We start from the raw sequence: 12,863 nt of genomic DNA on the forward strand, positions 1-12,863 counted from the left end.
ATTTCTGGGAAGATTGTCGTGTTTCAGAGATACTTGGGCAGCGAAAGTCATGGCTGCAGTTCCTAATCGTTCAACTTGTCGCAGTTCTGCGAGAATTTCTTCTGGCTTGCGCTGCGTCGTTCCCGCTCTTTCTCTCAAAGCATCGCGTTGGATCACTTTTGGGCAAGCCTTAAATCTGCTTGGGTGTGTCGTGTGGCTTAGAGACTATACGACGATCGATGGTGGGGGATTTGCGGTGACGCGGCATTGTTCACGAGTTTTAACCTGAACAAAGATCCTGCGGGCTCAATCAAAACGACACTGACCAGAGGCGATACTCTCCCCGCCAAACCCCAGGCCCATTCGCTGAAAATCTTACGCTGGCAATCTTCACGAGAAATCGCGGGCGCACAAGAAACTGTTGTTGGTGATAAAATTGACAAATTAAGTTATCTGTTAGTCAGGGTATTGGTTTTTAGGAGGGGCGAGTGCGCATTGGGCAAGAGAAAATGGGAAAATGTTGGAGGGTACGCCATCTTTTGTCATTGTGCCCTCTATTCCTCATTGTCGGTTGCTACGAGAATGAGCCGGATGAAACAAAAGCCACAGCCCCTAAAGTTGTTGTAGCCCAAGCAACAACGGAAGAGGTACCACTTTTTCTTGAACTGACCGGGCGTACTGAGTCACCAAACACCGTGTTCGTTCGATCCCGGGTCGATGGTCATGTTGAATCTCGACCGTTCAAAGAGGGCACAGATATCGTGAAAGGCGACACTCTGTTTGTTATCGACCAGCGTCCTTATGCCACTGAGCTAAAACGGGTCACGGGCGAACGAGACAAAAACCAGGCCGGCTTCGACTTTGCAACCCGGGAGAAGGAGCGTTTTTCCGCTCTGGCAAGTGACGGGACTGTAGCCGAAGAGCAATTGGACCAGTCAACCACCAACGCAGCCCAAGCCAAGGGTGACCTCGACAGCAGCCAGGGCGCGGTGGACTCGGCTCAGGTCAACCTCGACTACGCTACTGTATCCGCCCCGATTAATGGACGTATCGGACGGGTTTATCAGGATGTAGGCAACATCGTTTCGGCGAACGATACCGTCTTGACTGAACTGGTCCAGATGGACCCGCTTTTTGTCTATGTAAGCCCGAGCGAAACGCAGTTTCTGGAGCTTGAAAAGTACAGATCAGCAAATCCGGATCTGAAGGTTGAGGTAACCCTGATAGACGGCAGTGTTCACCCGCACGCGGGTTCACTCGACTTTTCCGATCCGGGAGTCGATCCAACGACCGGTACGATCGCTGTACGCGCCGTATTTCCCAATCCCGAAAAAACGCTCCGCCCCGGTCAATACGCCAAAGTGGATATCCAGCTAGCAGAGCAGTCAGGCCAGATAACTGTACCTTCTGAGGCTATTGCACAGGATCAAGCCGGTTTCTTTGTGTTCGTCGTCGACAAGAACGGTAAAGCCGAAACGCGTCGGGTGACCGTTGGGCGTAACTATGAAGGCCGTCGCATAGTTTTGTCGGGCCTGAAAGACGGCGAAGTGGTGATCGTGCAGGGGCAACAACGCGTCCGCACTGGCATGGTAGTCGACGTCAAAAAACCATCCGCAGGCTCGGATGCTGACAAGGCTGATGGCTGAATGCTGAGCCGGTTTTTCATCTTCAGACCCGTCTTCGCTTCGGTAATCGCGTTGGTAATTGTAATCGCCGGGCTGATTTCGATCCCTTTGCTTCCCGTCGGTGAGTTCCCGGAAGTGGTGCCCCCGACGGTCGTTGTCAGCGCCACGTATACAGGCGGCAGCGCTGAGGTCGTCGAAGAGGCGGTGACCATTCCCCTTGAGGAACAGATCAACGGCGTCGAGGGCATGGTTTACATGGCCTCCACCAGCTCCAACGATGGCACCTCAAACATAACGGTCACTTTCGAGGAAGGTTACGATCTCAGTATCGCTGCCGTGGACACTCAGAACAGAGTATCCACCGCAATGGCTCAACTCCCCGACGAGGTCGTCGCATCTGGCGTGACCGTCACAAAGGAGTCGGTTGACCTGACTATGGGGGTCAACCTTATTTCGCCAAACGGCGAGTTCGACGAACTGTTCATTTCCAATTACGCAGACATCCACATCACAGATCGCCTCAAGCGTATCCCCGGAGTTGGTACGGTTATGGTTTGGGGTGAACGGGTCTATGCAATGCGGATCTGGCTTGATCCTGAAAAAATGGCGAGCCTCGGCCTGACTACGTCTGACGTTTATGACGCTATCACAGAGCAAAATCAGCAGGTCGCTGCCGGTGCATTGGGCGCGCCACCGAACGGTGCAACTCAGAAATTCCAGCTGACACTGACGGCAAAGGGAAGGCTGCAGAGCAAGGAAGAGTTTGAAAACATAGTTTTGGGCATTGGCGATGATAGTTCCGTCATAAGGCTCAAGGATATCGCACGCGTGGAACTGGGTGCCGAAGACTATTCGTTCAGTTCAACTCTCGACAGCAGTCCGACGGTGGGTCTTGGCGTTATGCAACTGCCGGGAGCCAACGCACTACAGCTGGCATCACAGGTTCGCGAAACCATGGCGGAGCTGTCACAGGATTTTCCCGAGGGTCTAGAATATACGGTTATCTACGACACGACGAATTTTGATCGCGAAGCTATTCGGGATGTTCTTTTCACACTTGGACAGGCGATCCTGCTGGTTGTTTTTGTCATCGTTGTTTTTCTACCCAATCTGCGGGCGGCACTTATTCCGGTGATAACAATTCCGGTCTGCTTGATCGGCACTTTCGCTTTGATGCTGGCCTTGGGCTTTTCCATCAATCTGCTGACGCTGTTTGGTCTGGTGCTGGCGGTCGGTCTGGTTGTCGATGACGCAATTGTCGTAGTCGAGAATGTATCGAGGCACATTGAGAATGGTGAAACAGATCCAAAGGTAGCAGCGCGCCGCGCAATGGACGAAGTCACTAGTCCGATTGTGGCCACCTCACTGGTTCTCATGGCGGTCTTCATTCCCGTTGCTTTGATGCCTGGCCTGACAGGAAAACTGTACCAGCAATTCGCCCTTACGATTGCGTCAGCTGTTGCGATTTCAGCAATTAACGCCCTGACACTCAGCCCAGCGCTGTGTGGTTTACTTCTGGGCGGTGCGCGACCGAAAGCCAAGATAATCCAGAAATTCGATACCGGTTTTGCTTGGTTCACGCGTCGCTACGAGGCGGTGGTTGGCTGGTTCATCCGGGTTTGGCAACCAGTCGCACTGGGGTTCGCTGCTTTATTGGCGGGAACTGTTTATATGTTCACCGTTGTGCCCGCGGGTTTTATCCCAAACGAAGATCAGGGCTATTTCATCATCAGCCTTGAAGCGCCGGAGGGCACAGCGCTGGGTCAGACCCAGAAGGTTGTCGATGAGGCTTACGAAATTCTGCATGATCTTCCGGGCGTCAAAGGTGTCATTACTTTCACCGGCTTCAGCATTTTGACCAACACGTCTGCCCCCAATCAGGGCAACCTGTTCGCAATTCTCGAACCCTGGGACAAGAGAAAGGGTTCCGGTGAAAGCGTCACTGAAATCATGGCCAAAGCGCAGGCCAAGTTCGACGAGCTTCCAGGTGGAATTCTTACAACACTGAACCCTCCCCCCATCTTTGGCCTTTCGCCAACCGGGGGGTTCCAGTTCGAACTGCAGGATACAAGCGGTGGCTCGCTTCAGGATCTGGAGCAGGTGACCCGGGAAATGGTTTCTTCTGGAAATGCCCGACCTGAGTTGTCTGGCCTGTTCAGCCCGTTTTCAGCGAGCACACCGCAACTCCATATCGAACTTGATCGTACCAAAGCGCTGACCGAGGGAATTTCGATCGGCGATGTTTTTGATGCATTGCAGACATTTTTAGGAGGCGTGTACGTCAACGATTTCAACATCTACGGCAGAGTGTACAAGGTCTACCTGCAAGCCGATGTAGATGCTCGGCAAGCCGAAGAAGATATTGGCCGACTTTATGTGCGCAACGACCAAGGTAGTATGGTTCCACTAAGTGCTTTGGTGAAGCTTCAGCCTCAGATCGGCGCGCGCACGATCAACCACTATAACTTGTTCCGCTCGACCAGCATCAATGGTGCCGCAGGAGCAGGGCACAGTTCCAGTCAGGCTATCGCGGCCATGGATACCTTGGCGAAGCAAACGCTTCCACGCGGTTATACCTATGAGTGGACTGGCAATGCGTATCAGGAAATCAAGGCAGGGAATGTGGCTCCGATCCTCTTCGCGTTGGCGGTTGTCTTTGCCTTCCTGTTTCTGGCCGCCCAGTACGAGAGTTTCGTCATGCCCTTCATGGTATTGTTGGCGGTTCCACTCGCGATATTCGGTGCCCTCGTCGCGCAGTGGTTCCGCGGCTATGACAACAACATCTATTGTCAGATTGGTTTGGTCATGCTGATCGGTCTCGCAAGCAAGGGTGCCATCCTGATTGTCGAGTTCGCACGACGTCGACGCCAGGAGGGGCTTTCCATTGAGGAGTCGGCAATGGAGGCAGCGCGTATCCGGATTCGGCCATTGTTGATGACCGCGTTCGCTTTCATTCTGGGCGTTGTGCCACTGGTAATAGCCAGCGGTGCCGGGTCTGCAGCGCGCAGGTCTCTTGGAACGGCTGTCTTTGGCGGGATGATTGTCGCTACAATCCTTAGCCTCGTGCTTGTGCCGGTATTGTACGTGGTCATCGAACGGCTGCGAGAGCGTCTAACCAAAACTTCCACGATCACCGGTTGAGGCCCCTGAGCGAAACCCCTGACCGACGTTGGGTTTACCAGGTTGAATCCGGATCGACTTTGAACAGATGTTCCATGAACACGCGGGTAACCGCCTGCAACTTGTCAGCACGCGCATGGTCGCGTTGCAACTCTGCCGGGACCACGTTCCATGTGATCGGTTCGACCCCTGCCTCGATCATGCGGCGCATTCCGTTCTCGTGGCTGAGCTGAGTGATTGAGCCTACAGCGTCCTCCGGCACATAGACCTCATATCCGGCAAGTTCGGCTTCAATGGCGGGATAGGCCAGACAGACATCTGTCCAAAGACCGCCCATGATCAGCTTCTTTCGGCCCGTTGCTTCAACCGCAGCTACAAACTCCGGCTCTTCCCAGGCGTTCACGTTGGTCCGGTCAACAAATACCGCGTTTGGAGCCAGTTCGCTCAGTTCTTCGATCATCGGATCATAACCGTTCAGGCCCACGGCGACATGGCTGAAGATGATCGGAATATCATAAATCACGGCGGTTTTGATCAGTCCCGTGGTGTTGTTGATCAGCTCTTCATGGTCGATGTTCTTGACCCCAGCCAAAATTGGTGGCTGGTAGTCGATGAGGATCAGCGCCGAGTTGCTTGGCGACAGAAACGGGTCTTCGTCGGCGGCACGGACCGGTGTGCCCTGATAGCCCTCCGGATAGCTAGCTATTCCATCCACTGTTTTGATCATCTGGGTTTCCGCCCATACCGGCAGCGCTGTGGTGGCGATGGTCAGGCTCAAGGCTGCAGTGATCGGTTTTAAGAAAGTGATCATTAGAATGTCTCCATTGATGGTTGGAATTCAGTTGTGCACATGCTCGGCGATCAGCTGCGCGACAGACGGACCGGGGCCGACAAGCTCCAACACATTGCGATCCGGATCGCGGATGAAGATGGTTTTGGTCCCGCGAAACTCGCGACGGCCCGTAATGGTGATGCCTTTCTCGGTGACAAAGGCTTCGGTTGCTTCTGCGTCCTTCACTTTGACAGCAAGATGAGTGATGCCCGGATATTTCTCGGCCTCGTCCATCAGGATATTTGCACCCGCCTTTGCCGTTGCCGGTCCCAGCAGGTTTATATTGATCCCCGAGGGATGCAGCATCACCAGCGGGTGGCCTTTGTCATAGCCACCGTCTGCGATCAGTTCGAATCCAAGCATCTCATAAAAGGTGACGGAAGCTTCGCGGTTGCTGATACGGATGCCAATGTGATCGAAGTTTCTGATGTCCAACATGGTTTGGCCTTTCCTTTGCTTGCAACAAAGGTAGCTATGCCTGTAATGAACTTTAATAGCTTGGATGGAACGGCATTTATTCTATATGGATCATAATAAGGATCTATTCGACGGCATGGTTCTGTTCTGCACAGTGGTAGAGCAGGAAGGTATGAGTGCGGGCGCCAAGCTATTGGGTCATACGCCCAGCCACGTCAGCAAAGAGATCGCCCGGCTTGAAACACGGCTGGGTACTCGACTCCTGAACCGGACAACACGCCAGATCAGTCTGACGGAATCCGGGCGCATATACTATGAAAACGCGCGGCGGATTGTGGATGACACCCGTGCGGTGCAGAACCGGTTGCATTCGGTCGGCGACCGGCCCTTTGGGGAGCTGCGGATGAGCGTACCTGTGGTTTTCGCGCATGGGTGGTTGAATGGCTGGTTGCCCGAATTCCTTGAGCGATACCCCGAGGTTGATCTGAACATCGACGTATCCGAACGCCGCGCCGACATGATCGGTGAAGGCATCGACTTACTGGTGCGCATCGGTGATCTGCCCCCGTCTGACCTGATCGCCCGCGAGATATTTCGCACACAGGGTCTGACAGTGGCTTCGCGTTCCTATCTGAAGCGATACGGCACACCACTTCACCCTGATGACCTAAAAGGGCATCAACTTATTGATTTTTCGTTTCACGGGGTCACCCAAAACTGGACCTATCCGGGACCAGATGGAGAGGTGATCACAGTGCCAATCGCACCACGTATTCGATGCAATGATGGCCACACTGAAAAGGCGCTGGCCCTTGCCGGTCTTGGGATCACCCGTCTGCCGGAGCTTTCCTGTCAGGCTGAACTGGTTGCCGGAACTCTTGTTGCGATTTTGCCCGACTTCCGCGCGCCCCCGATCGGGGTCAACGTGATCTATGCCAGCCGCGATAACCTGCCCGCCAAAACCCGTGCCATGATCGATTTTCTGGTCGAGAAGAGCGGCTGAGCTCAGGCCCTGCAGATGTCCAACACTTATGTTGGATGGCATGCGGACCTGAATGCTCCTTTTGATTTGGCACGTTATGAGTTTTCGGAATAAAAGGTGCTGCCTGTTCCTAGTTCACTGCAAAGACAAGATGGCTGCATCCAACGCGGCGTGCCAGTCGCTCTTGGTCAGTTCAGTTATTTGGTAGTTCCCGATGGCGACACTGGGAATGATGACCTCGGCTTGAACGGCTTTGAGTTGTTCGATTGTTTTTATCAACGTTTTCCTGTTCCCCCCGTGGCTTTCCATGACCAAAGCTCTCCACTCGCCGTTATCAGGGTACAAAGTGTCACCGACAAAGAGATACGTCTTACCGTACGGTGAAACGTACCTATAGCTGATGTTGTTATCCGTATGCCCCGGCGTGTAGATCGCCTCCAACCCGCCGTTGAGTTTGACGCGACTTTCCGTTTGAATCGTTTGGTCCAGCTTCAGGCCCTTTGGGAAGTACTGCTGCATCCTGGCGTGTCCAACCAAAGGCGCACCGAGTGTAGATTTCGCGTCGGCCAACCCGTCAGTGATCTCATGATTATGGCTGAGGTACAGGTGATCGACATTTCCGGATGTCTTGATGGTGTGCAGTGTCGATGGTTCCTCAGCAACATAGATCATATCTCGCCCTGCAGGATGCTGAAGGAGAAAGGCGTGGGACTTCAATGTCCCAAAGCGCAGTTCAAGCGGTGTTTGCCACAGGTCCGGGAATAGTTGTTTCATCCTGCTACTCCTTCTGTCCGGCAATCAGGGTGCGGCTGGCAAGAACGGCAACCCCGGCGACCAACCCGAATGTCACGAACAGCCAGATTGCAGAATTTGCTATGGTCGATTGGTTCCCGGCGTCGTTGAACCCGGTGAAATTGCCAACCAGACCTGCCGCGGCGGTCCCAAATGCGACTGCAAACATCTGCACCGTGGACAGGGCAGACGCGGCCATGTCCCGCTCGTTCTCATCCGTGAATTGCAGTATGAATGTATTGAGATGAGGCCAGCCAACGCCGATGCCAACACCCAGTACAATCAAGGCGATTGACAGCAGTGACGTCATGGCTGGTCCTGCATTTCCAAACATTGGTGTGGCCGCGCCAAGCACCACACACGCAATCATCATCAGGATTGGACCTGCGAGAACCGCTTGGTGCATTTTTCGACCTGTGAAGCGTGCGGAATAAACCTCTGACGCTGCCCATCCAATGGAAACCAACGCAGCCACATAACCTGCCATCAGCGGGCTTAACCCATGCAGTCGCTGCAGATAAAACGGCATGAAGAACTCGGCATTGATGCAGAAAATCAAAAGTGCCATGACCGATAATGCCAGAAACAGCGGTGTTCGCGGGACGGTCGCACCACGAGGGAACAGCCGCACGGTTTTGATTTGTTCGCGGCGCATCAGCGATAACAAAAGCAAGATAGAAACCAGCACGGCCGCAACGGCCCATGTGATAGATGGTGCGATGCTTCCGAGTGAGATCGCCAACACCGAGCCTGCAAGCAGTACCAATTGCCCGAACGCAAGTGGTTCGGTCGGCCTATGATCCTGCGGACTGCGAGGAAGCAGTATTAAGGTCAGGGCGACAAACAAGGCGGTAATCGGCAGCATGATCCCGAACCCCATACGCCACATGCCAAACTCGGCGAAGATCCCTCCGATGGCTGGACCAAACAGCATTGTGATCCCCCATGTTCCTGACAAAAGTGCCATCGCCCGGGACCACAGGCGTTCCGGATAGACGATGATGATCATGGAATAGCAGAGCGTGAAGAGCATCCCGCCGCCCGCGCCCTGAATGACCCGCCCCACCAGCAAAACCGGCATGCTCCACGCCAATGCGCCAAGCAGGCTGCCTGTTGCAAAGACAATCCCGGCCATCCCAAACCCAAGGCGAACACCCGTGCGCCTTAACAATTTCCCGGTGACTGCCGCGCTGAGGATTGCGGCAAGCGTCGCGAGTGTGGCGTTCCAGGCGTAAAGACTGTGTCCGCCAATTTCTGCCACGATGGAAGGCAGCATCGTAGCGGAAAGGGTAATGTTCACTGCGTGAAGCGCGATGCCAGCCGCAAGGACGGCGGACACCGCTGAGAACTCTCCCCTCAGAATTTCATGCCACCCGGGCTCTGCTTTGTGCTCAACGGCTGTCGTCATGGTTCGCTCCGCGCTCAAAGTTGGTGTTCAGTCTTTTTGGACATAGGCGTGATCGGGGTTTTGTGCTGCCCACTCGTCGGCATTGAACCCCTCAACCGCAAACGTAAAATTCGGAGGGATCACATCCGTTCTAAGGTGCTTAACAGCCTGATACTCTTCTGAATTCCAGAAGCCTTGCAGCGCTTCCATCGATGGGAACCGGAACAACGTGAACCGAGCATCATCTTTCCACTCACCCTCAAAAAGATCCATGAATTGCCCGGTCTCGCCCGCGACGATCAACTCACCACCCCACTTTTCCATGATTGGGTGCGTGGCCTGACCGTAAGGATCAAGAGCACCGTGCCCTTCCGGCATAAATGAACTGGCCACAAGGTAGGCTGGCTTCTGTTTCGGCATATCAATCTCCGTGTCTATTTGCTCGATGATTCGAGCCTCCTATTGCGTTGCTACTTCCTCAACTTAAGTTGAGGTCAAGCGATTGATGACAGGAGTTTCGGGATGAAGCGTCGTGGTGGTCTGACGGTAGGCGAAGTGGCGGAACGCAGCGGTATCGCTGTGTCTGCGGTGCATTTCTATGAGCGAAAAGGGCTGATCGCGTCGGTGCGCAACGATGCCAATCACCGCCGTTATTCTCCAACTGTTTTACGAAAGATCGCTATTATCCAGGTGGCGCAGCGAGTGGGCATACCGCTTCGGGAGATTGCCGAAGCAATGGATTTTCTGCCCCCCGAGGAAAAGGTTACGGTCAAACACTGGGAAAAACTCTCAATCCGGTGGACCGACGATTTGGATGACCGTATCGCACGTTTGCAGCGGTTGAGAGACGGAATGGCTGGCTGTATCGGCTGCGGCTGCTTATCGATGGATACATGCAAGCTCGTCAATCCAGACGACAAGATCGGCGCCAACGGCCCAGGTCCACGATATCTGGAAGAAGATGCACCAGAGGTGGAAGGCTTTGTCGGCACTTAGCTTGCATTGGTTCGGTTAACGTGGTGACAGCTCTGTTGTCATCAACAACTCATCTTGAAATGCTGGTATTGCTTGCGCGGAGAATGACCGCTTTGGGGAAGCTTCGTTGCGGCGAATCCAAGCTTGGCGAACGGCAATAATTTGGCAGTCTGCCACTGGAAAGAACTACCAGCTTTGGTAGCTATAACGCGGCGACACCTTACGGGCCATTGAGCATTCAAACCAGCGCCTGATCTTCGAGACGATGTGGCTTATTGCGCGAACGAAGCCAGTTTTGCTGTGAACTCGCCTCCGGCCTGTGAGCTACAGGCAGGTTCCCTAAGGTTTCACATATCTGTCACATTCGTGCGCTAGTCAAAAGTTGCAAAAAAGAGAAAACATAGGAGGCTCCGATGACCTCTCTCAATTCTCAGCTGTGGGAGCTGATTAAAACGCACAAATTGCCGGATGATGCTGCGGGCAAGCCATTCATTGAACAACTTATGGCTGAAAACAGCATCTCTCGCGATACCGCCAATGTGGCGATCGCTGAATATCAAAAGTTTATGTATCTTTGTGCCGCGCGAACAGAGCGCAACGTGCCCTCGAAGGCGGTCGATTTGGTGTGGCATTTACACATGCAGCACAGCCGCGACTATTGGGATGTCTTTTGTAAAAAGCTGGGCAAACCCGTGCACCACAATCCCGGTGGCCAAAGCTCCCAACACTTGGATGATTACAAAGCCACGGTCAAAGCCTATTCGGACCTGTTTGGAACGCCCCCAAAAGGGATTTGGAAGCGGAAAAACAGAGTTGGAACTTTCATGATGCTGATCTTCTTGTTGGTGTTCATATGCATCGGCACTACTTCCATCGTTCAAAGTGGCGATCTTTTGTTTGGAGTGCTTTGGCTGAGCGTACCGCTCGTCTGTTTTGTGACCACACTCAATAGCCTGACCTCCAAAAGTGAACTGACGTTGATTTTTGCAAGTAATGACCCATTTGCAGACGCAGATGCAGGTGACTGTGGTTCGGGCGATGGTGGTGGTTGCGGCGATTGAGTCGCCAGTCGCTCAATCTGGTTCGATTGCTCTGAGCTGCGTCACTGTCGTAGGACAGCAATTTTGTCCCTGATCCGTTCAACCCAAAATCGCGTTCCTATCCGCGCCGCTGCAAGTCAAAGTGCAGTACATCTAGCGCAAGATCGGAAAAAAATTGCAGTTAGAAACTGCGACGATGCGCTTCGATCCAGTTGATACTGCCGGACGGATAAAGAGTGGAAACGGATCATGTGCAGAGCCCGAAAGGTCGCGATAGTTGGAAAATGCTAACAAATCCCGAATTACCGGAAGGACTATGCAGAATTTTCCAGAGATTGTTTGGTGGAGCCTAGGGGAGTCGAACCCCTGACCTCTTGCATGCCATGCAAGCGCTCTCCCAACTGAGCTAAGGCCCCATGCAGGTACCGCCTTGGCGGTGGACGGACGTTTAAGAGACGCCGTTGAAGAGCGCAAGTCCAAAAACCAGATTCAGAGAAAAAGTTTTGAACCCGCCATCCGCAGATGCGGACGGGGCGGCAGGGGCCGCCCCGGACCGAAATCAGTTCTCGTCTTCCGACGACATGTCGGTGATGTCATCCAACGAAACATTGTCGTTGCTGTCGTCGTCATCGTCCAGCAGATCATCGTCCAGCTCGACGTCGACATTGTCGTCATCATCCAAAACCAGATCTTCATCCGAGTCTGCGGCGCGCGCTTTCGCCGATGCTGCATCTTCGGCATCAGCAGCAATCATCCGGCTCTTGCCGGTTTCCAGTTCCACGATCTCGCCGGTGTAGGGGCTGATGATCGGATCCTTGTTCAGGTCATAAAACCGTTTGCCTGTTGTTGGGCAAACGCGCTTTACGCCCCATTCTTCCTTGGGCATGTCAAATCCCCTTGATATCAGGTGAGTCGTATAAACGATTCAGGTCACGTGCCACATGCAGCGGGCACTGTCAAAGCCTTTGCGCGAAGGAGAACGTACAATGGGGCGACATGCATTGCCCGGGCAGCCGCCAGTACCGCTGACATTGCGCAAATCGGCGCGGGCGCGGCGTATAAGTCTGAGAATTTCTCAACTGGATGGCCGCGTTACGCTGACCTACCCGCAGGGAGTTCCTGAATCAGAGGCACTGAGCTTTGCAAAGACCAAAGAAGACTGGATTCGCGAGCATCTGGAGGCGCGCCCTGATGCAATTGATATCGGGTTTGGAGAGTCGATCCCGATCGAGGGTGTTGTGCGCCGAATCGTCCCTGCAGAGGGTCGTCGGATCTTGTTGGATCGGGATAATGTCAGTGTCCCGGCAGGAGGTGAAGCGCGTCGCCTCGCGCGTTTCCTCAAGGAGCTGGCGCGTGACCGGCTAATCGGCGCCTGCGATGACTACGCCGCAATGCTGGGGCGGTCCTATTCCAGCCTGACGATGCGGGATACAAGATCCCGCTGGGGGTCGTGCAGTTCGCATGGTGGGTTGATGTTTTCATGGCGGCTTATCCTCGCCCCGTCCGAGGTTTTGCACTATGTCGCAGCCCATGAGGTTGCGCATCTGGCAGAGATGAACCACTCGCCGGCGTTCTGGGCACAGGTCGAAAGGATTTTCGGCCCTTATTCCGAGCCGCGTAGGTGGTTACGAGAAAACGGGACCGATTTGCATCGCTATCGCTTTGATGCCGGAACCTAGTTGACGCCCCTTGGTTTTGTGATCACATGGAGGCC

General features: G+C 54.0%; 12 protein-coding genes and 1 tRNA gene. 6 read left to right on the forward strand and 7 right to left on the reverse strand.

The window, feature by feature from the left end; genetic code table 11:
* The first annotated feature begins 467 nt into the window (after window positions 1–467).
* Window positions 468–1,625, forward strand: coding sequence for an efflux RND transporter periplasmic adaptor subunit (locus E1297_RS42365; RefSeq protein ID WP_155149071.1), 1,158 nt, complete (start codon window positions 468–470; stop codon window positions 1,623–1,625).
* The gene (locus E1297_RS42370; protein WP_155149073.1) at window positions 1,626–4,745 is read left to right on the forward strand and encodes an efflux RND transporter permease subunit; all 3,120 of its coding nucleotides are present in this window, start codon (window positions 1,626–1,628) and stop codon (window positions 4,743–4,745) included.
* Window positions 4,746–4,779: 34 nt separating this feature from the next.
* Here E1297_RS42370 and E1297_RS42375 read toward each other — a convergent pair whose 3' ends face one another.
* Window positions 4,780–5,535 (reverse strand): isochorismatase family protein, encoded by a 756-nt coding sequence (locus tag E1297_RS42375; protein ID WP_155149075.1) that lies wholly within the window; start codon window positions 5,533–5,535, stop codon window positions 4,780–4,782.
* Window positions 5,536–5,562: 27 nt separating this feature from the next.
* Entirely contained in the window at window positions 5,563–5,994 is a 432-nt protein-coding gene (locus tag E1297_RS42380) for a VOC family protein (RefSeq protein WP_155149078.1), read from the reverse strand.
* An 85-nt stretch (window positions 5,995–6,079) separates the two neighbouring features.
* Here E1297_RS42380 and E1297_RS42385 point away from each other — a divergent pair, with 85 nt between their 5' ends.
* Window positions 6,080–6,976: a LysR family transcriptional regulator gene (locus tag E1297_RS42385; protein ID WP_196223546.1), complete on the forward strand. Its 897-nt coding sequence runs from the start codon at window positions 6,080–6,082 to the stop codon at window positions 6,974–6,976.
* Window positions 6,977–7,090: 114 nt separating this feature from the next.
* Here E1297_RS42385 and E1297_RS42390 read toward each other — a convergent pair whose 3' ends face one another.
* Genes E1297_RS42390 through E1297_RS42400 form a run of 3 tightly spaced genes read right to left on the reverse strand, consistent with a single transcriptional unit; the run spans window position 7,091 to window position 9,554 of the window.
* Entirely contained in the window at window positions 7,091–7,729 is a 639-nt protein-coding gene (locus tag E1297_RS42390; RefSeq protein ID WP_155149082.1) for an MBL fold metallo-hydrolase, read from the reverse strand.
* 4 nt (window positions 7,730–7,733) lie between these two features.
* Window positions 7,734–9,155, reverse strand: coding sequence for an MFS transporter (locus E1297_RS42395; protein ID WP_155149084.1), 1,422 nt, complete (start codon window positions 9,153–9,155; stop codon window positions 7,734–7,736).
* 27 nt (window positions 9,156–9,182) lie between these two features.
* Complete coding sequence (locus E1297_RS42400) at window positions 9,183–9,554, reverse strand: DUF1330 domain-containing protein (RefSeq protein ID WP_155149085.1); 372 nt, start codon at window positions 9,552–9,554, stop codon at window positions 9,183–9,185.
* Between the two features lie 102 nt (window positions 9,555–9,656).
* Between E1297_RS42400 and soxR the strand changes: the two genes are divergently transcribed.
* Together soxR and E1297_RS42410 are read left to right on the forward strand one after the other, a co-directional pair.
* Entirely contained in the window at window positions 9,657–10,130 is a 474-nt protein-coding gene (gene soxR / locus E1297_RS42405) for a redox-sensitive transcriptional activator SoxR (protein WP_155149087.1), read from the forward strand.
* A gap of 392 nt (window positions 10,131–10,522) precedes the next feature.
* On the forward strand, window positions 10,523–11,170 hold the full coding sequence (locus E1297_RS42410) for a hypothetical protein (protein WP_155149088.1): 648 nt from the start codon (window positions 10,523–10,525) through the stop codon (window positions 11,168–11,170).
* A 319-nt stretch (window positions 11,171–11,489) separates the two neighbouring features.
* On the opposite strand, the gene E1297_RS42415 is transcribed toward E1297_RS42410, so the two are convergent.
* Both E1297_RS42415 and E1297_RS42420 read right to left on the reverse strand, forming a co-directional pair.
* Window positions 11,490–11,565 (reverse strand) — tRNA-Ala (locus tag E1297_RS42415).
* A gap of 143 nt (window positions 11,566–11,708) precedes the next feature.
* A complete protein-coding gene (locus tag E1297_RS42420) occupies window positions 11,709–12,035 on the reverse strand; it encodes a TIGR02300 family protein (protein WP_155149090.1) in 327 nt (108 codons plus the stop codon).
* 100 nt (window positions 12,036–12,135) lie between these two features.
* Between E1297_RS42420 and E1297_RS42425 the strand changes: the two genes are divergently transcribed.
* The gene (locus E1297_RS42425) at window positions 12,136–12,828 is read left to right on the forward strand and encodes a M48 family metallopeptidase (protein WP_209016326.1); all 693 of its coding nucleotides are present in this window, start codon (window positions 12,136–12,138) and stop codon (window positions 12,826–12,828) included.
* Window positions 12,829–12,863: the final 35 nt, after the last annotated feature.

The sequence above is a fragment of the Roseibium sp. RKSG952 genome (assembly GCF_009711355.1).